The organism is Yimella sp. RIT 621, assembly GCF_004146205.1.
GTDB classification, from domain to species: Bacteria; Actinomycetota; Actinomycetes; order Actinomycetales; family Dermatophilaceae; genus Yimella; species Yimella lutea.
In genome coordinates this window covers 23,021-42,013 of sequence record NZ_SEIP01000001.1, presented here as the reverse complement: position 1 = coordinate 42,013, position 18,993 = coordinate 23,021, and the positions used below count along the sequence as shown (strand labels likewise).

The following is an 18,993-nucleotide window of genomic DNA, read 5'->3' as shown; positions in this document are numbered from 1 at the left end:
TTCGCCATGTCGCCTGCACCGGCGGTCAGCGCATCGTTGCCAGGAACTCGTCGATCCGGCCGATCGCCTCGGTCAGCACTTCGACGTCGGGCAAGGTGACCAGGCGGAAGTGGTCGGGCTCGAACCAGTTGAATCCGGTGCCATGGGTGACCAGGATCTTCTTCGCGCGCAACAGGTCGATCACGAACTGTTCGTCGTCCTTGATCGGGTACACGTCCGGGTCGAGGCGCGGGAAGCAGTACAGAGCGCCTTCGGGTTCGACGCAGCTCACGCCCGGGATCTCGTTCAGCAACCGTGAGGCCAGCTTCGACTGCTCGTAGAAACGTCCGCCGGGCACGACCAGTTCGTTGACCGACTGGTAGCCGCCGAGCGCGGTCTGGATCGCGTGCTGCGCGGGGACGTTTGCGCACATGCGCATGTTGGCGAGCAGGGTGAGGCCTTCGAGGAAGTCGGTGGCCAGGTGCTTGGGGCCGGTGATGTAGACCCAGCCGGCCCGGTAGCCGCAGACTCGGTAGGCCTTCGACAGTCCGCTGAAGGTCAGGCACAGGACGTCGTCGCCCGCGTACGTCGCGGCATGGTGGTGCTGGGCGTCGTCGAAGATGATCTTCTCGTAGATCTCGTCGGCCATGACCACCAGATCGTGGCGGCGCGCGATGTCGATGAGTCCCTTGACGATGTCGGGGGAGTAGACGGCGCCCGTCGGGTTGTTCGGGTTGATGATCACCAAGGCGTGGGTGTTGTCGGTGATCTTCGACTCGATGTCCTCGAGGTCGGGATTCCAGCCGTTCTCCTCGTCGCACCGGTAGTGCACCGGTACGCCGCCGCAGAGGGTGACCGCTCCGGTCCACAGCGGGTAGTCGGGTGCCGGGACGAGGATCTCGTTGCCGTCATCGATGAATGTCTGCAGCACCATGTTGATCAGCTCGGAGACGCCGTTGCCGATGAACACGTCGTCGACGACCGCGTCGCGAAAGCCGCGTGACTGGTAGTACTGCGCGACGGCGGTGCGTGCGCTGTAGATGCCGCGCGAGTCGCTGTACCCCTGCGCATCGGGGAGTGACTGCACCATGCCGGCGACGATCGCCTCCGGCGCCTCGAAACCGAACGGGGCAGTGTTGCCGATGTTGAGCTTCAGGATGCGGTGACCCTCGGCTTCGAGACGCTGAGCCTCGACGAGGATCGGGCCACGGACGTCGTAACGAACTCCCTGGAGCTTGCGGGACTGGCGAATGGTGCGCATGCGGTCAGCTTTCCACAGCGGGTCAGGCGGCTGAGCCCGCATCACCGACAAGCACCTCGACCCGTGAGCCCTGCTCGGTCTTGTGCACGCGGATCTGCGCCGGCACCCGCGTTCGCAACTCACTCACGTGACTGACGATGCCCACCGTGCGACCGCCCGACCGCAACTCGTCGAGCACCTGCATCACCAGCTCGAGCGACTCGTCGTCAAGGCTGCCGAATCCTTCGTCGACGAGCAGTGTCTGCAGCGGTCGGCCACCGGCCTCGTGCAGGACGGCCTGGCCGAGCGCGAGCGCCAGGGCGAGGGACACCATGAACGTCTCGCCGCCGGACAGTGATGCGGTGTCCCGGGAGGTGCCGGTCCAGGAGTCGAGCACCTGCAGGCCGAGACCGCTGCGAGCGCCGCCCTTGGCTTTCGCGTCGGTGTGTTCGAGTTGGTAGCGGCCACCGGACATGATCGCGAGCTGGTGATTGGCCAGTGTGGTGACGTGTTCGAGGCGTGCGGCCAGCACGTAGGCCGACAACCTCATGTGCAGCGCATTGTCGCCCGCGCCGGAGACCAGGTCGGCGAGCCGGTCAAGGGCCGGAAGTCGTTCTCGGTCGGCCTCGGACTGCGCGAGATGCTGTCGGACGTCCTCGCCGAGCCGCTCGAGACTGCCCGCCGCCCGCTTGGCGTACTCGAAGACCGACTGCGCCTTCTTGTTCTCCTCGAGGGCGGCCCGGCGTCGCGCTGCAGCGGCCGCGGGATCTGCCGGCGTCTGCGCCATCGCCTCTTGGACCTCGGGCTGATCGAGCACGCCACGTGCTTGCTGGGCCAGGTTGTGGGCGTGTTCCAGCTGACGACGTAGTTCGGCTTCCTCCGGAGCGGCAATCCGCGCCGTTACGGCTTCTGCGGCGTCTAAGAAACCTTCATCGTCCAGTTGACGGTTCAGCTCCTGCGAGCAGTCCTCGGCGGTCGAGCCTGCGTCCTCGGCCTGCCGGGACAGTTCGGCCCACTGCTGAAGTTTCGAGGACAATGCCTTGTGGACCAGGACGATCGACTCGACGCGCTCGTCGTCGTGCTCCGAGGTCGCACGGCAGGGACACAGCTCGTCGTGGGTGGCGAGGCAATCGTCGCGACGAGTGCGGGCGTCGGCGGCCTGGGTCTGCAACGAGTCGCGTTCGGTGGTCGCGCGGATGGCTGACTCGTCGGCCTGCTTCTCCTCGTGCTGCAGTTGTTCGGCGCGGTGGGTGAGGTCCACCTTCTGCTGTTCGCATGAGGCGAGCACCGCCTCGGCCCGGTCGACCGACGAGCGTCGGCGCTGCACCTCGGCGCGGATCGTGGCCGCGGTCGATTCATCGAGGGTTTCGGCGGCGAGTTCGCACCAGCGCACCTGGATCAGTTCGAGCGCGCTCTGCGATGTCTCGGTCGTGCCCCGGGCAGCCGCAGCCCGACGGCCGGCTTCGTCGTACTCCTTGCGGCGGGTCGCGGCCTCGGCTTCGGCACGGTCGATGTCGTCCTGGCGCACGATCGAAGCGGACGACGCGGGTGCGGGGTGTTCGCAGGAGCCGCAGACAGGACACGGGTCACCGGTCACCAGGCCTTCTGCGAGTTCGCCGGCGAATCCGGCGAGGCGTCGTACCCGTAGGTCGACGGCAGCGCGTTCCGCGTCCAGGAATACGGTGCGAGCTGCCTCCAGGGACCGCTGCGCGGCACTCAGGATCTTCGTCGCCGACGCGACTCGGTCGCGAGCCTGCTGCCACTCGGCGAGGACGAGTTCACGGCGTTCGAGATCGGCAACGGTGTCGATCGTCTGGCCGGCTGCGAGGGCCGTGGTCGCCAGTACTTGGAGTCGTTCGGCAACCTGGCGCTGCGCGGTGCGAACAGTTTCCTTGGCCGCCTCGGCGGCATTCAGCGTCGTGACGACCGCGGGCAGCGTGCGTTCGGCGCGGTCGAGGATGCGTGCTGCCTCGGCCGCCTGTGCCAGGGCGGGCTCGGCCTGGGCGACGCTCACACGTAGTTGCTCGGGGGCAGTGGTGAGTTCGGCGAGTTCGCCGGTGACCCGCGCGAGGGCGGTTTGCGCCTGCTGCTCACGGACGCGGGCACGCTCGAGTGCGCGGATCGCCCCCTGCACGCGCGTCGCGCACACGTGTCGATCCAGGCGCTGCTGCAGCGCAGCCCGTTGGTCAGCACCCTCCTCCCAGGCCTGCCACACCTGCCCGGCCCGTGCGCCCTGCTGCTGCAAACGGGCGAGTGTGGTCTCTTGATCGACCTGCTGTGTCGCGTTCTCGAGCGCGGCGCTGGTGGCATCGGTGGCCGCGAGCGCGTGGGTGAGGCGCTCGGAGGTGTGCTCCCGCGTCGACTCGATGACCGTCGGCAGCGCGCAGACGGACAACTCACGCCATTGTTCGATCTGCGGGGCAAGGTCGACGAGCGACTCCTCGGCCCGCACGACCGCCGTGCGAATCTGCGCGTCCTTCGCGTCGATGGCCGCGCGTACGGAGCGGCGGGTGTCGACGAGCCACTGCTCGAGGTCACCGAATCGGGAGATGTCGAACAGCTTGCGCAGCAGATCGGCGCGGTCGTCGGCCTTCGCCCGAAGGAACGCCGCGAACTCACCCTGCGGCAACAGCACGACCTGAGCGAACTGTTGCGCGCCGAGGCCGATGAGTTCGTCGAGCACTTCTGCAACCTCGTCGGCGCGCGTACTCAACGTGCTCCACCCGGTGCCGGTGCGTTCCTGCAGCAGCACCTTCGCCGGTCGTTGGACTCGGCCGGTGCCGCGCTTCTTCACCGCGAAATAGCGCGGGGAGCGCGTGACGCGCAGGCGGCGGCCGGCCACGGTGAACTCCAGTGCCACCTCCGGTGTGACGCCGGGACGGGCGTGGTCGCTGGCCAGCCGCTCGGCCTGCGAGCGACGTGCTCCGGGGACGGTGGAGAAGATCGCGAAACTGATGGCATCCAGCACGCTCGTCTTGCCGCTTCCGGTCGGACCGTGCATGAGGAACAACCCGTGCGCCCCGAGGGCATCGAAGTCGATTGTCTCGGTGTCGCCGAACGGACCGAACGCCCGCAGCTCGAGGAGGTGCAGTTTCACGCCACACCCGCTCGCCGGTCGGCGACACCTTCGTCGTCCTTGCCGGCGCGCGCGACCCGGATCGCGCCGAGACCTTCCTGCAGCAGCGCCTGCTCGGCCTCGTCCACCGGGGTGGAACGGACGTGCTCGACGAAGTCGCAGCAGACCTCGACGTCGGCCTTGGCGTGCAGGCGTTGGACGTAGGACTGGCCGGAGTCCGCCCGCACCGGTCTGTCGAAATGCAGCGACAACGTATGCGGGAAACGGCCACGGATTCGCTCCATGGCGGCGACCGGCTGCAGCGCGTCGGTCAGTGTGACCTCGCACCAGGCGTCCTGCGCATGATCCAACGACGGGTCGTCGAGGAGTTCTTCGAGTTCGCCCCGCAAGCGGGCCAGGCCGCGAAACACCGGCGTGGGGATCTGTTCGTAGGTGCCGGCGTCGAGGTCGACCAGCGTGGACGACTTCGGGTGGCCGGCCTCGCTGAACGAGAACGGCATCGGCGACCCGCTGTAACGGACGTTGTCGCGCAGCACCTGCGGCCGGTGCAAGTGGCCAAGCGCCACGTAGTCGATGTCGTCGAAGACGTCGACGGGGACGACGCCGAGCCCGCCGACCGACACATCACGCTCGGAGTCGCTGGTCGTCGCGCCCGCGACGAAGGAATGGGCCATCACGACCGTGCGCGCGGCCCCCGGGTGTTCGCGGACGCGGGACAGCGCCGCTCGCATCACTCCCGCGTGGGTGCGCTCGGTGGCACCGAGCGCCTCGGCCGCAACAGCAGGTTCGAGGTAGGGGAGGGCGTGGATCGCGGTGTCGCCCACCACGATGGGTGAACCGATCTGCGACAGATCGGTGACGATGTGCAACCCGACGCGGGACAGCAGCCGGGCACCGAAACCGAGCCGCCGGGCGGAGTCGTGATTGCCGCTGGACAGGATCACGCTGGTGCCGGCCTCCGACAGGGCGACCAGCGCATCGTCCAGTACGGCGACTGTGTCGGGAGAGGGGAGAGCACGGTCGTAGATGTCGCCCGACACCAGCAGTGCGTCGACGCGCTCGGACCGAACGACCTCGACCAGGTGCTGCAGAAATGCGCGCTGGGCATCGAGCAGCCCGACCCCATGGAAGGACCGGCCCAGGTGCCAGTCGGAGGTGTGGAGCAAGCGCATGGTGCGAGATTAGGTGGCACCACCGACAACCTCACCGACCAACACGGGTCGGGGTCCGGTTGCCGGGCAAGCGGACGTCCGTCGCCTGAATATTCCTGCGAAGTCCAGCGGGCGAACAGCCCTACGGGTAGTGCCTCCTGTGGTTAGTTTTGGGCGCAGCATTCGACGAAGGGGTGGGTCATGGGATCCGACATCGCAGGTACGAGTTACACCCGCGAAGAACGACAGCGTTACCGCGAGAAAGTCCGTCAGGATCTCGACGTCTTCGAACGCATGCTGCACACCCGTGGCTTCGAGTTCGACCGACAACTGACCGGCATGGAGATCGAGATGAACCTCGTCGACGGCCAGATGCAGCCGACGATGAACAATGCGGCGGTGCTGGAGAAGATCCACGACGCCGACTACCAGACCGAACTCGGCCAATACAACATCGAGCTCAACGTGAGCCCGCGTCCGATGCCGGGCGAGGAAGCTCTCAAGCTCGAGGAGGACCTCCGGGCCAGCCTCAACCGCGCCGCCGGTCTGGCCGAGGAAGCCGGCGCCCGCATCGTCACGATCGGCATCCTGCCGACGATCATGCCCGACCACTTCCACACCGAGTGGATGAGCGCGAACACCCGGTACGCAGCCCTGAACGAGGCGATCTTCAACGCGCGTGGCGAAGATCTCTTCATCGACATCGAGGGCCCCACCGGCGAGCGCCTGGCGACCTACGCCGATTCGATCGCGCCGGAGTCGGCGTGTACCTCCGTGCAGTTGCACCTGCAGGTGAAGCCGCTGCAGTTCGCCGCGTATTGGAATGCGGCACAGGCCATTTCGGGCGTCCAGCTCGCGCTCGGCGCGAACTCACCGTTCTTCTTCGGCAAGCAGCTGTGGCACGAGACACGCATCCCGCTGTTCAAGCAGGCGACCGACACCCGCAGTGTCGAGCTCAAGAATCAGGGTGTTCGTCCCCGCGTCTGGTTCGGCGAGCGGTGGATCACCTCGATCTTCGACCTGTTCGAGGAGAACGTCCGGTACTTCCCGGCGCTGTTGCCCGAGTGCAGCGACGAGGACCCGGTCGCACTCTTCGAAAAGGGGGAAGCTCCCGACCTGTCCGAACTGCGCCTGCACAACGGCACGGTCTACCGTTGGAACCGTCCGATCTACGACATCGTCGGCGGGCGCCCCCACCTGCGGGTCGAGAACCGCGTGTTGCCGGCCGGGCCGACCATCGTCGACACCATCGCCAATTCTGCCTTCTACTACGGCGTGGTGCGCATGTTGGCGGAGGACGAGCGTCCGGTGTGGACCCGGATGAGCTTCGCGGCAGCCAACGAGAACTTCTCGCAATGCGCTCGCCGAAGCATCGACGCGAAGGTCTACTGGCCGGGCTTCGGCGAAGTCGCTGCGGACGAACTGATCCTGCGCCATCTGCTGCCGCTCGCACACGAGGGTCTGGAGAAGTGGGGGGTCTCGCAGGCGGTGCGCGACCGTTACCTCGGTGTCGTCGAGGACCGCTGCCGCGCCGGCGTCAACGGGGCGACCTGGCAGATCGCCTGCGTGAACAAGCTCGAGGAACAAGGACTGTCGCGACACGACGCACTGGTCGCAATGATGGAGCGCTACCTGGTCGGCATGAGCGCGAACGAACCCGTGCACACCTGGCAGCTGCCCTGAGAATCGGGCGGCGCGGCCGGCTCAGGATCCGCGCGGTCTCTCGTGATCGGCGTACGTCCCAAGGTGCGCCGATCACCGGGTGCGCGGATTGCGGTGGCCGGATCAGTCCTTGATCTGGTGGTTCCACACCTGGATGGTCGGCTGACCGTGGTGGAAGCCGAGCATCGAGATCGAGCCGGCACCCAGCAGCAGACGGGCGCCGAAGCGGGGGCTCATCTGCAGGAACACCGATGCCAGGATGCGCAACGAGTGACCGTGGGCGACCAGCGCAACGTTGCCTTCGTCGATCATCGGCGTCACCTTCGCCAGGACGTGGGAGACACGGGCGGCGACGTCCCACACGGACTCGCCGGGAGTCTTGCCCGGGACGACACCGTCCTTGAAGACCTCCCACGTCGGATCGCCGACCTGCTCGCGGATCTGCGGCGTGGTCATGCCTTCGTAGCCGCCGTAGTCCCATTCACGAAGTTCGGGCGCGATCTCGACATCGCGCAGACCGGCCAGTTCCGCCGTCCGGACGGCCCGTTGCATCGGTGAACTGAACGCGCCGACGAAGTTCATGTCGGCCAGGAAGTCGGCCATCCGGCGGGCGTCCGCTTCGCCGTCGGGCAACAGCGGCATGTCGGTGGTGCCGGTGTGCTGGCCGGTGCGGGACCACTCGGTCTGGCCGTGTCGGATCAGGACGAGGCTGTGCTCCACCGGTTGGCTCATGGCCGCCACGCTAGTGGCAGGCTTGGCAGCATGACGAACAACGACGCCATGCGCTCGGTCTCCATCGTCCGGACGTCCGCCGGCAAGTTCCGCGCGACCAACGCCCGCGGCGGCATCCTCGACTTCGGCAGCGGCGGTGACGACCAGTTCACGCCGGTCGAGCTTCTGTTGGCCTCGATCGCCGGTTGCTCGGCCATCGACGTCGACATCTTCACCAGCCGTCGCAGCGAACCCGACACCTTCGAGGTGACGGCGTCGGGGGAGAAGCTGCGCGACGAACAGCACAACCACATGGGGCCGATCACGGTGCGGTTCGAGGTCACGTTCCCCGAGGGCGAGGCAGGCGATGCCGCTCGCAAGGTGCTGCCCGATTCGGTGCAGCAGTCGCACGACCGTCTCTGCACGGTCAGCCGGACCGTTCAGCTCGGCGCACCGGTGACGATGGACATCGCCGAGGGCCGCTGAGCCTCGGTGGCGGTCCACATCGCGTTCCTGCGAGCGGTGAACGTCGCGCCGCGTTGGGTGAAGATGGAGCAGCTGCGAAAGCTGCTGTCCGACAACGGTTTCGATGACGTCGAAACCCACATCCAGTCAGGAAACATCCGGTTCAGGACGGCCATGCGCAGCCGCGCGAAGATCGTCGCCACGCTCGAGCGCCTGATCGAGGACGAGTTCGGCTTCCCTGTCCCGGTGGTGCTCCGAACACCGGATCGACTGAGCAGGATCGCTGCCTACGCCGATGCACTGCCCGATCCCATCGGCGGTGTGCAGAGTCGCTATGTGACGTTCTGCGTCGAGACGCCGTCGTCCGATACCGCGCGGACGATCGGCGGCTGGGAGGTCGACGGTGAGCGACTGATGGTCGACGGTGACGAAATCCATTGGTGGTTGGCGAAATCTGCGCACCAGGCGAAGATCTCCAATGCGCGTATCGAGAAGCTGGTCGGGCCGGCGACCACCCGCGACCTGAAGGTCGTTCGCGCCCTGGCCGCCAAGTGGGGCGACCCGGCGTAAATTTGCGCCATGGCCCGCTATTACGACGTCCACCCGGTCGACCCGCAGCCGCGCAGCATCAATCAGGCGGTCGACATCCTGCGCGACGGCGGCCTGATCGCATATCCGACAGACTCCTGCTTCGCGCTCGGTGCGATGCTCGGCAATGCCGACGCGAAGGATCGGATCATGCGAATCCGGCAGCTGGACGACAAGCACCACTTCACGCTGATGTGTCACGACTTCGCACAGCTCGGCCAGTTCGTGATCATCGACAACAAGGTGTTCCGTGCGCTGAAGGCCGCGACGCCGGGCCAGTACACCTTCATCCTGCCGGCCACCTCCGAGGTGCCGCGAAGGTTCATGCACGCCAAGAAGAAGACCGTCGGGGTGCGCATTCCGAGTCACCCGGTGGTGCACTCGTTGCTCAGCGCCCTCGGTGAACCGCTGCTGACCAGCACCCTGTTGCTACCCGGTGAGGACGAACCGATGGTCGACGGCTGGTCGATCAAGGATCGCCTCGATCACGAGGTGGACGCCGTCATCGACAGCGGGGAGTGCGGCACCGAACCGACCACCGTCGTGGACTTCGCGTCCGGCTACCCCGAGATCGTCCGGGTCGGTGCCGGCGATCCCACACCCTTCGAGTGACTCAGCGGCCGGCGTCGGCGGAGACCGGCGCCGCGTCCTGGATGCGCAGGAAGGGTCGCGCTTGTTCGATCTCGTAGGCGAGTTCGAGCAGCAGTCGCTCCTTGCCCTTTTTTGCCGAGAGCATGAAGCCGTTCGGAACACCGCTGCGCGACAACCTCATCGGCACCGAGACGGCTGTCGGCCAGTACGACCAGCCTTCCGGCTCCGGGGGAAGGATTCGTCGGCATGGCGGTCATAGAGTGAACACATGACGCGCGCACTCATGGTGACCGAACACGGCGACCGATCCGTCCTCGCAGTGCAGGACGTCGATGTCGTACCGCCCGGGCCGGACGAGATCCAGGTGCAGGTGGCCGCCATCGGAGTCAACTTCATCGACGTCTACAAGCGGCAGGGCGTCTACGCCGGTGACACCCCGTTCGTCCTGGGCGAGGAGGCTGCCGGCGAGGTCGTGGCTGTCGGTGACGGCGTGGCAGATTTCGCCGTCGGCGACCGAGTTGCCTGGGGCCAATCCGGCGGCAGCGCAGCCGAACTGGTGAACGTGAAGGCGTCTGTCGTGGTGCCCGTGCCCGACGGTCTGGGTCTCGATATCGCCGCGGCGGCGATGCTGCAAGGGATGACGGCTCATTACCTGGTCAACTCCACCTGGCCGGTGCAGCGCGATCAGGTCGCGCTCGTCCACGCCGCTGCGGGAGGCGTGGGTCAGCTGCTCGTGCAGATGATCGGGGCCAAAGGGGCCGACGTCATTGCGACGGCCGGCAGCGAGGACAAACTGCGCATCGCGCACGATCTGGGTGCCGCACACACGATCAACTACCGCGAGTTCGAAGGTGAAGCCTTGGCCCACGAGGTCCGACGGGTGGCCGGGCGCGGTGTCGACGTCGTGTATGACGGCGTGGGCGAGACGACCTTCGACGCGTCCCTGGCCAGCCTGCGTCCACGCGGGATGATGGTGCTCTTCGGCGGAGCGAGCGGACAGGTGCCGCCGTTCGACCTGCAGCGCCTCAACAGTGGAGGGTCGCTGTTCGTCACCCGCCCCACGCTGCGTGACTACCTGCTCGACCGCGACGAATTGCTCTGGCGTGCACGCGAAGTGCTCGGTGGGTTGGCCGACGGCTCGTTGCGTCTGGAGATCGGGGCGAGTTACCCGATCGACCGAGCGGCAGCGGCTTATGAGGCTCTCGAGGGCCGCCGAACGACCGGCAAGGTGATCCTGACTCCCTGACGTGCGGCGCCGAATCCCTCACTGGGATCCGACGACACAACTCGCCGGCGAGTCACCGTGACTCGATCAGCCGGTCAGACCCCAGACCTGCGCAAGCGCGTCGTAGGACTCGCGACGGTGCTGCGGGTCGAAGGTGTACGTCGTCACGATGACCTCGTCGAGGGAGTGCTCCTCGACGAACTCGCCCAACCGGTCGCGGACGGTCTGCGCCGTCCCGACGAAGGTCGCGCGCTCGTCGGGTCGCCCGGCGAACTGCAGTGCTGCTTCCGGGATGACCGTCGAGAGGTCGTCGACCGGCGGCAGGAGCGGGCCAAGTTGTCCGGTGCGCAGGTGGACGCGCATCTGCTGCGAGGTGGTGAACAGCCGCTCCGCCTCGGCCTGGGTGTCGGCGATGACCACGTTCGCCCCCGCCATCACCGTCGGCCGGTCCACCTGTGCTGTGCGCACGTCGGCCTGGAAGTGCTCGCGGTACACCTGCAGCGCCTCCCGGATCTGCTGCGGTGCGAAGTGGGAGGCGAACGAGTAGGGCAGCCCGAGTGCGGCCGCCACCTGGGCGCCGCCGGTGGACGATCCGAGCATCCACACCGGGACGTTCGTGCCCTCGCCGGGGATCGCCCGGACGCCGCCGGGCAGCGACCGCGGCTCGCCCAGCAGATCGATGATCGCGACGACATCCGATGCGAATGAGTTCAGGTCCGGTTCGCCGCGCCGCAGGGCGGCAGCGGTCATCGGGTCGGTGCCGGGGGCGCGTCCGATGCCGAGATCGAAACGGTCGCCGTACAAGGTGGCGAGGGTGCCGTAGTACTCGGCGACCATCAGGGGTGCGTGGTTGGGCAGCATGACCCCGCCGCTGCCCAGGCGGATGCGTTCGGTGTGGTGTGCCAGGTCGGCCAGCACCACCGAACTCGCGGACGCCATGAAGGTCGTACTCCCGTGATGCTCGGCCACCCAGAGGCGCTTGTAACCGAGGCGATCCACATCGGCCGCGAGGGTGCGCGTGTGGTCGAAGGCGGTCGAGCGCGCCATTCCTTCGCTGACCGGGACGAGTTCGAGGACCGAGAGCGGGATAACTGGGTTCACGGTTGGTCAAACCACTCCACGGGCGAGGTTGTTCCGCGTCCTAGGGTGAGGGCGGAATCGAATCCAGGAGGTCACGATGAGCGCGAGCCGAGAAGCGCAGGCCGGTGTGGTCGAGGAACTGACCGATGAACTGGGCGCCGACGTGGTGCGCACCAGCGACGAGCAGCGCGAGGCCTACCGTTACGACTGGGCCCGTGACCCGGACGCGGTGTTGCCGTTGGCGGTTGTGCTGCCTCGGAACGTCGAACAGGTGCAGGCGACGATGCGATGGGCCACGCGGCACGGAGTATTCGTGATTCCGCGCGGCGCCGGCTCCGGCTTGTCCGGTGGTGCGAGTGCCCAGGCCGGCAGCATCGTGCTCTGCCTCGAACGGATGACCGCGATCGAGGTCGATCCGGCCACCCGAACCGCACGCGCGCAGGCGGGAGCGCTGAACGCATCCGTCAAGCAAGCCGCTGCCGAACACGGTCTGTGGTACCCGCCGGACCCGTCGTCCTTCCAGATCTCCACCATCGGCGGCAACGTCGCGACCAATGCCGGCGGCCTGTGCTGCGTGAAGTACGGGGTCACCGTCGACTACGTGCTGGGTCTGCAGGTGGTGCTGGCCGACGGTCGGCTCATCACCCTCGGCGGCCCGCGACTGAAGGACGTCGCCGGTCTGCCGCTGATCAAGTTGCTGGTCGGCAGCGAGGGCACCCTCGGCATCGTCACCGAGGTGTTGTGTCGCCTGGTGCCGAAACTGCCCGAACCCGCGACGTTGGTCGCCATCTTCGAGACGCTGACGGACGCGGCTCGAGCGGTGGTCGCCACCTGCGCGACCAGTCGTCCTTCGATGGTCGAACTCATCGACAACGCCTCGATCAACGCGGTCGAGGACCACCGAGCGATGGGCCTCGACCGTGCGGCCGGCGCGATGCTGCTCATCCAGTCGGACGCCGCCGGCGAGTCGCGCGCCCTCGAACTCGTGGCCGCGCGCGCGGCGTGCGAAGAAGCGTCCGCGACCGAGATCTTCGAGACCGACGACCCGGACGAAGGCGCGATGTTCGTCGAAGCACGACGCGCTGTGTTCCCGGCCCTCGAACGGCTCGGTGCCTACATGCTGGAGGACGTCGGAGCACCGGTGCCGCTGCTGCCCGAACTCGTCGGGGGAGTGGCCGACATCGCGGCAGAGCACGATTTGCTGATCGCTGTGGTGGCTCACGCGGGTGACGGCAACACCCATCCGGTCATCGTGTACGACGCGTCGAACGAGGATGAAAAGCGGCGCGCTGCAACGGCTTTCACCCAGATCATGGAGTTGGCGCTCTCGCTCGGAGGAACGATCACCGGCGAGCACGGAGTCGGGCGGCTCAAGCAGCCGTTGCTGTCGCGCCAGCTCGGTGAGGACGTGATGGGTCTGCAACACGCGATCCGGAAGGTCTGGGATCCGCAGGGCCTGCTCAATCCCGGCGCCGGGTACTGAACGGCTCTGCGGTGTAGTAGTTGATAGATCAACAAAAACTGCCTACGCTGCATCCATGAGCGAACGTATGCCGGTGATCTATCTGTCCCATGGTGCGCCGCCGCTCGCCGACGACCGCACATGGGCGAGCGAGCTGTCCGCGTGGTCCACGAGGCTGCCCACCCCACGCAACGTGCTGATCGTCTCGGCGCACTGGGAGAACAGCCCGATCACAGTGTCTTCGACCACCGGTGCACCACTGACCTACGACTTCTGGGGCTTCGACCCGAAGTACTACGAGGTGACCTACCAACCGCCGGCCGCGGACGAACTCGCCGCCTCGGTGGCCCGCAATGTCGCCGATCTCGGTCCCGTCTTCCAGGACCAGGATCGCGGACTCGATCACGGTGCCTACGTGCCGATGGTCGAGATGTACCCCGACGCCGAGGTGCCGGCTCTGCAGGTCTCCCTGCCGACGCTCGACCCACGCAGCCTGTTCGACTTCGGCCGCAAGCTGTCGACACTGCGCGACGAAGGCACTCTCATCGTCGGCTCCGGGTTCACCACCCACAACCTGCGGTGGTTCCACCCGTCCGAACCGGCGGACGCCCCTGCCCCGACGCCATCTCGCGAGTTCGACCACTGGGCGGCCGAGCGCGTGGGCGCCGGGGATGTCGACGCCATCCTCGACTGGGAGTCCAAGGCGCCCGCGGCCCGTGAGGCGCACCCGCGCTCGGAGCACTGGGCACCACTGTTCGTCGCCCTCGGCGCGGGCTCCGTCGATGGTGCGGTCAGCGGGAGCAGTGAGATCGACGGGTTCTGGTACGGACTCAGCAAACGATCGTGGAGTTTCGCCTGAGCCGAGGTCTGCGCTGCGGTCAGTCGGCGAGCAAGGACGCCTGGTAACGACGCATTCCGCGCAGCCAGCGCTCGTGATCCGACGTCTTCTGTCGCATCATCTCAAGCACCTGGGCGTGCGGCAGGATCAGGAATTGCTGCGCCGCAACGGCTTCCAGCACCTCCTGCGCAACCGTGTCGGGCGTCAGCACGCCTCCCGCCGACAGCACGGCGTTGGTGGCCGCCATTCCGAGCCGGTCGCCACTGTCGCGACCGGCGTACAGGATCGCGGTCTCGACTCCCATGGGGCACAGGCAGCTGACTCCGACGCCCTGATCGCCGAAGGTGATGCTGAGCCATTCCGCGTAAGCGACTGCAGCGTGTTTGGTGACGGTGTAGGTGGCCGATCCGATCTGGGTGAGCAGGCCTGCCGCGGAGGCCGTGCTGACGAAGTAGCCGGATCCGGCCTCCACCCAGCGGGGGACCAGGCGCTGTGCCGCCCGGATATGAGCGCGGGTGTTGACCTCGAAGCTGTGGTCCCACTGCTGCTCGGTGACCTCGAGTCCGCTGGCGCCGATCACGCCGGCATTCGCGAAGTAGAGGTGGACGTCGCCGAAGCGGTCGTCGGCCACGCCGATCAGCTCGTCGATCACACCGGGATCGGCCACATCACCGGTGACGGCAACTGCGCTGTCGCCCAATTCTTCTGCGACGTCCTGCACGGTGGGCGACAGGTCGGCGAGCACGACCCGTGCACCGCCTCCCACCAGCGCTCGTCCGAGTGCGGCGCCGATGCCTGCGCCCGCTCCGGTGACGATCGCCACCTTGCCGTCGATGTCCACGAGATCTCCTGGGGTTGTCGTCGATGGTGCAGTGGTCGAGTCCTGATTCAAGCTCATCAGTCCTGGCGATGCGCGGCAGTCCCGCCGAATCAGACTGCCGTCAGGGTAGCGCGAGCACTTGTATTGAACACTTGCGCAAATTGGGCGCCTCCGGAGAGCGGAAGCCGCTACCCGGTCAGACGCGCTGGCCGGCCGGATCTGGGCTCGGTGGTGCGAGGTTGCCCCGACGTGCAGTTGCTGGAACAGGCGACCGGGTTCGGTCCGAAGGTCGACCTCGCCGAGGGTGTCCGCCGCTGCGGGAGTGGTACCGAAAGGCGTGAGATCTGCTTGTCCCGCGCTCAACGTCAAGACGAGACTCCGCAGACGGGGAGCCGGCGGCCACTTCGGTGGCTGACCGGCTCCTTCGTCACCGGGTCGACGAACTCGATGGAGGCTGCGAGCAACTGCAGTGGGGTGCTGAAGTCGTTCCGCTCGACCTGCAGCTGCCGGGGGTACAGCGGGTCACCGATGATCGGTGCACCGAGATGGCTCATCGTCGCCCGCAGTTGATGCGTACGTCCGGTGACCGGCCGTAGCTCGTACAGAGCGTCGTCGCCACGGTGTTCGACCCGTCGGATCCTGGTGTGGGAGTTGGGTTCCGGGTGGGCAACCTCGACACGGGTTGCGTGCTCGCCGTGCACCTTCGTCAGGTGCAGGTACACATCGGTGGTTTGTTCGAAGTCCTCCAGCGCGGGCGCCAGTGCGAGGTAGGTCTTGACGACTCTTCGGGTGGTGAACAACTCCTGGTAGGGGCCACGCCACCGCGGGTCCTTGGTCAGCACCAGCACGCCGCTGGTCAGCCGGTCGAGCCGATGAGCCGGACTGAGCAACGGCAGATCGAGTTCGTCTCGCAACCGTGCAACGGCGGTCTGGACGATGTGGCTGCCGCGAGGCATCGTCGCCAGGAACGGTGGCTTGTCGACGACCAGGATTCGCTCGTCCTCGTGGATGACCGGGATCCCGAACGGTACGACCGGCTCGGGTGCGAACTCCCGCCGGACGAACACCACCCGTCCGGCGACGTAGGGCGTGGAGCGATCGACCTGCGTACCGTCGGGTTCTGCGACATCTCCCGCTTCGAGCTTCGCATCGACCTCGTCCGGCGTGAGCGCCGACAGACGTTCGACGAGGTGATCACGCACCGTTGTCCAAGAATCATTGTGCGGCAGCGATATTCGCATCGCGTCGATGCCGTGTTCTTGAGGAAACGGTGATCGTGGACGGTGGCGGCGACTACGACTCATGAATGACCCACTGCCGGATCATGTACGGCTCAGCTGCACCAGCACCTCGTGGTGACTGCTTTGCGGAAACATGTGGAACACCCGTGCTCGGTCGACGCCGAACGACGGGAGCAGACCGAGATCCGTCGCCAGGCTGCGTGGATTGCAACTGGAGTAAACGAGGTGACGGGTGCCCGAGCGCTCGAGCCATTTGCAGACGTCCGGGCCGATGCCCCGTCGGGGTGGGTTCACGACGACGACGTCCGGCGCGGGCGCCGCAGCGACAGCTTCGAACGCGTCCCCCGCCACGAAGGTGAATCTGGATGTCGCACCTGCGGACTCGAGTTCGGCGGCCGTGCGCCGAGCACTGATGATTGCGTCCGGGGACAGTTCCGCTCCGAACACCTCCCGCACGCCTTGGCCGGCGGCGGTCAACCCGAACCCGCCCACACCGCAGAACAGATCCAGCAGGACCGCGGGAGTGAGATCGCCGATCCAATCCGCTGCCTGTGCGTACAGCTGAGCGGCGACGAATGTGTTCGTCTGGAAGAAGCTTGCCGGCCGCAGGTGCAGTCTGACCGCACCCATCCGCATCGGGAGGGTGTCGTGCTCGGTGAGGACGATCTCCTGCGCACCCTCCATCACCGCACGATGATCGGGCAGCAGATTCACCGACACGACCCTCGTACCAGGAACGTGCTTGTGCAGCAACGGAATTGCTCGTTCCACCTTGCCCAGTTGCCCGGTGGAGCGCAGCACGAACCGGATCATGAACTCGCCGTCGGGGGAGTGGGTGACGATGAGATTCTTCAGCTCGCCGTTGCGGCTCGGGACGTCGTACGGCGTGAGCCCCGCTTCGGCGACGACCTCCCTCAGCAACGGCAGCGCGTCGGCCAAGGCGGGTTGGTACAGACCGCACCCGGTGAGATCGACGCCGTTGCCGTGGTCGTCGAGGATGCCGAGGGTCGGTGCGCCGCGGCGTCCGCCGACCATCAGCTTCGCCTTGTTCCGGAAACCCGACTCGGGTCCGGTCGCGGGTGGCAGCCATTGCTCGGCTCGGACGTGCTCGGCAAGAGTCCTCGTGACGAGGTCGTCGCCGTCGTGGACCTGCCGCGGGTACGGCACGTTCATGAACGTGCACGACCGGCACTCGTGCCGATCGAAGTACCCACAACGCATGGGGTCGAGGATAGGCGGACGCAAAGCGCGGCCCGGGATCGCTCCCGGACCGCGCCCATCGTGCGTCTCAGACGTGCTGCGCCTGCTTGCGCGGCTCGTCGTGGTGACCACCGTCGTACGCGTGACCGTGGTGGTCGTCGTCGAGCACGGTGGTCTCGTCGAACGGGTCCTCACCGGTCAGTGCCCGCTTCATCTGCGCCTTGTCCAGACCACCGGTCCATTGACCGACCCGATCAAGGTCTGAACTCAGTCCACCGACATCTCGCCGAGCTTGCTCCACCCCTCGACCTTCGTGTTCACGATGTCCGGGGTGCGCTGCAGGTACTTCGGCAACTCGGCGGTGGCCTTCTTGAAGTGGTCACTCTGCACGTGCTTCGCGCCGGCGTCGTCGTCCTCGAACGCTTCGATGAGGATGTACTCGTTCGGGTCGTCGAGGCACCGCGACCAGCGGAAGAACAGGCAGCCGTCCTCGGCGTTGCACGCCTCGGTGAACTCCTTGGCCAGCTGCGGCCAGTCGTCGGCGTGCTCGGGCTTCACTGGGAACTTGGCGGTGATGAAGATCAAGGCGTCTCCTTGGGTCGTTTCAGGTACGGGTCCAGCCTCTCAAACGGCAGGACGGGACGGCAGGTAGGTGCAACGCTGATTTGTCAAGGACTCAAGCAGATCGTCGATAGCGTGGCAACGTGTTCCAAGGGACTTGTTTCTCCTCGCGTTCTCGCGGGCGGCGCGGGAGCGGGGCTTACGCCGGAAAGAAAGTTCTCGCCATGGTTGGTCTCGGGTGTCGTTCTACTGATCGTCGGACTGTCGGTGTTTACCCGAGCCGTCATGGTGTTCTTCAGCGATGAATGAGGCTGGGAGGGCGTAATGGGACAGAAGAAGCCGCTGCTGCTGCGCGCCAAGGACGCGGCGGGGTTCGCGCTGGTCTGGTCGCTCGCGAAAGTCGCCCACCGCGTGCGGTACACCCGGTCCGACGACATCCCGGGCGAAGGCCCGGTGATCATCGTCGCGAACCACATGACGATGAGTGAGCCACTCGCCGTTGCTCGAATGGTGATCGGACACAGTCGTTTTCCGCACTTCCTCGCGATGCGTGAGGTGTTCTCCTGGCCGGTGGTCGGGTGGCTCGCCCGGGCGACCGGTCAGATTCCCGTCGCACGCGGATCCGCGAACGCCGCCGCAGCTCTGGACGAGGCCGGGCGCCGTCTCGACCTCGGGCAGGTCGTGGTGCTCTACCCCGAGGGACGGCTCACCACCGAACCCGATCGGATGCCGGGCCCGGCCCGAACAGGCGCTGCGCGGCTCGCATTGAAGCATCCCGAAGCGCCGGTCTTCCCGGTCGGGCTCTGGGGCCCGAAGCAGGGGACCGAGCACCTCTGGCACCGCCACTCGGCCCACTTCAGCGTCGGGCCGCGGATCGACCTGAGCGTGTTCGCCGGACGGACCGACGACCAGGCGGCGCGTGAAGCGACCGACCTGATCATGGCTGCCATCCGCACGGAGGTGCTCAACGCGAAGGCCCAGCACGCCGTCCGGCACGACGAGAGGTAGCGGTTCAGCCCCGTCGCATCCAGCTGCGGCGATCCTCCGATCGGGGGTCTTGGACGACAGCGGAGTCGTCCGCACAACGCATGACGCTGCGAGTG

General features: G+C 66.9%; 19 protein-coding genes. 8 read left to right on the top strand and 11 right to left on the bottom strand.

The features are described from left to right. Window positions 1-25 precede the first annotated feature (25 nt). Genes EU513_RS00205 through EU513_RS00195 form a run of 3 tightly spaced genes read right to left on the bottom strand, consistent with a single transcriptional unit; the run spans window position 26 to window position 5,467 of the window. Window positions 26-1,240, bottom strand: coding sequence for a pyridoxal phosphate-dependent aminotransferase (locus tag EU513_RS00205; RefSeq protein WP_129623855.1), 1,215 nt, complete (start codon window positions 1,238-1,240; stop codon window positions 26-28). 22 nt (window positions 1,241-1,262) lie between these two features. After that, window positions 1,263-4,316: an AAA family ATPase gene (locus tag EU513_RS00200; RefSeq protein ID WP_129623854.1), complete on the bottom strand. Its 3,054-nt coding sequence runs from the start codon at window positions 4,314-4,316 to the stop codon at window positions 1,263-1,265. Continuing rightward, window positions 4,313-5,467 carry an exonuclease SbcCD subunit D gene (locus EU513_RS00195; RefSeq protein WP_129623853.1) on the bottom strand — a complete coding sequence of 385 codons (1,155 nt, stop codon included), beginning with the start codon at window positions 5,465-5,467 and terminating at the stop codon, window positions 4,313-4,315. The genes EU513_RS00200 and EU513_RS00195 overlap by 4 nt, the downstream gene beginning before the upstream one ends. A gap of 180 nt (window positions 5,468-5,647) precedes the next feature. Here EU513_RS00195 and EU513_RS00190 point away from each other — a divergent pair, with 180 nt between their 5' ends. Then, a complete protein-coding gene (locus EU513_RS00190; RefSeq protein WP_129623852.1) occupies window positions 5,648-7,129 on the top strand; it encodes a glutamate--cysteine ligase in 1,482 nt (493 codons plus the stop codon). A 102-nt stretch (window positions 7,130-7,231) separates the two neighbouring features. Here the strand turns inward: EU513_RS00190 and EU513_RS00185 are convergent, their stop codons facing one another. Continuing rightward, window positions 7,232-7,840: a histidine phosphatase family protein gene (locus EU513_RS00185; protein ID WP_129623851.1), complete on the bottom strand. Its 609-nt coding sequence runs from the start codon at window positions 7,838-7,840 to the stop codon at window positions 7,232-7,234. A gap of 30 nt (window positions 7,841-7,870) precedes the next feature. On the opposite strand from EU513_RS00185, the gene EU513_RS00180 reads away from it, so the two are divergent. The 3 genes from EU513_RS00180 to EU513_RS00170 are packed head-to-tail and all read left to right on the top strand — an operon-like array spanning window position 7,871 to window position 9,484. Further along, entirely contained in the window at window positions 7,871-8,305 is a 435-nt protein-coding gene (locus EU513_RS00180) for an OsmC family protein (RefSeq protein ID WP_129623850.1), read from the top strand. 6 nt (window positions 8,306-8,311) lie between these two features. Beyond that, the gene (locus EU513_RS00175; protein WP_129623849.1) at window positions 8,312-8,854 is read left to right on the top strand and encodes a DUF1697 domain-containing protein; all 543 of its coding nucleotides are present in this window, start codon (window positions 8,312-8,314) and stop codon (window positions 8,852-8,854) included. Between the two features lie 9 nt (window positions 8,855-8,863). Further along, window positions 8,864-9,484 carry an L-threonylcarbamoyladenylate synthase gene (locus tag EU513_RS00170; protein WP_129623848.1) on the top strand — a complete coding sequence of 207 codons (621 nt, stop codon included), beginning with the start codon at window positions 8,864-8,866 and terminating at the stop codon, window positions 9,482-9,484. A gap of 1 nt (window position 9,485) precedes the next feature. Here EU513_RS00170 and EU513_RS16515 read toward each other — a convergent pair whose 3' ends face one another. Continuing rightward, a complete protein-coding gene (locus EU513_RS16515) occupies window positions 9,486-9,608 on the bottom strand; it encodes a hypothetical protein (RefSeq protein WP_255407396.1) in 123 nt (40 codons plus the stop codon). Window positions 9,609-9,731: 123 nt separating this feature from the next. Between EU513_RS16515 and EU513_RS00165 the strand changes: the two genes are divergently transcribed. Next, window positions 9,732-10,709, top strand: a complete 978-nt coding sequence (locus tag EU513_RS00165; RefSeq protein ID WP_129623847.1) for a quinone oxidoreductase — start codon at window positions 9,732-9,734, stop codon at window positions 10,707-10,709. 66 nt (window positions 10,710-10,775) lie between these two features. Here EU513_RS00165 and EU513_RS00160 read toward each other — a convergent pair whose 3' ends face one another. Next, the gene (locus tag EU513_RS00160; protein ID WP_129623846.1) at window positions 10,776-11,789 is read right to left on the bottom strand and encodes an LLM class flavin-dependent oxidoreductase; all 1,014 of its coding nucleotides are present in this window, start codon (window positions 11,787-11,789) and stop codon (window positions 10,776-10,778) included. 76 nt (window positions 11,790-11,865) lie between these two features. Between EU513_RS00160 and EU513_RS00155 the strand changes: the two genes are divergently transcribed. After that, on the top strand, window positions 11,866-13,251 hold the full coding sequence (locus EU513_RS00155) for an FAD-binding oxidoreductase (protein WP_129623845.1): 1,386 nt from the start codon (window positions 11,866-11,868) through the stop codon (window positions 13,249-13,251). 55 nt (window positions 13,252-13,306) lie between these two features. Next, on the top strand, window positions 13,307-14,089 hold the full coding sequence (locus EU513_RS00150) for a dioxygenase (protein ID WP_129623844.1): 783 nt from the start codon (window positions 13,307-13,309) through the stop codon (window positions 14,087-14,089). Between the two features lie 19 nt (window positions 14,090-14,108). Here the strand turns inward: EU513_RS00150 and EU513_RS00145 are convergent, their stop codons facing one another. The 5 genes from EU513_RS00145 to EU513_RS00130 all read right to left on the bottom strand — a co-directional run bounded on the left by EU513_RS00145 (window position 14,109) and on the right by EU513_RS00130 (window position 17,914). Further along, complete coding sequence (locus EU513_RS00145; RefSeq protein ID WP_129623843.1) at window positions 14,109-14,909, bottom strand: SDR family oxidoreductase; 801 nt, start codon at window positions 14,907-14,909, stop codon at window positions 14,109-14,111. Window positions 14,910-15,253: 344 nt separating this feature from the next. Further along, window positions 15,254-16,090, bottom strand: a complete 837-nt coding sequence (locus EU513_RS00140) for a pseudouridine synthase (protein WP_240795852.1) — start codon at window positions 16,088-16,090, stop codon at window positions 15,254-15,256. A 120-nt stretch (window positions 16,091-16,210) separates the two neighbouring features. Next, window positions 16,211-17,302, bottom strand: a complete 1,092-nt coding sequence (locus tag EU513_RS00135) for an RsmD family RNA methyltransferase (RefSeq protein ID WP_240795851.1) — start codon at window positions 17,300-17,302, stop codon at window positions 16,211-16,213. Between the two features lie 115 nt (window positions 17,303-17,417). Continuing rightward, a complete protein-coding gene (locus EU513_RS16510) occupies window positions 17,418-17,543 on the bottom strand; it encodes a hypothetical protein (protein ID WP_255407395.1) in 126 nt (41 codons plus the stop codon). Between the two features lie 53 nt (window positions 17,544-17,596). Further along, window positions 17,597-17,914: a putative quinol monooxygenase gene (locus EU513_RS00130; protein WP_129623840.1), complete on the bottom strand. Its 318-nt coding sequence runs from the start codon at window positions 17,912-17,914 to the stop codon at window positions 17,597-17,599. Between the two features lie 300 nt (window positions 17,915-18,214). On the opposite strand from EU513_RS00130, the gene EU513_RS00125 reads away from it, so the two are divergent. Next, window positions 18,215-18,898: a 1-acyl-sn-glycerol-3-phosphate acyltransferase gene (locus EU513_RS00125; RefSeq protein WP_129623839.1), complete on the top strand. Its 684-nt coding sequence runs from the start codon at window positions 18,215-18,217 to the stop codon at window positions 18,896-18,898. Window positions 18,899-18,993: the final 95 nt, after the last annotated feature.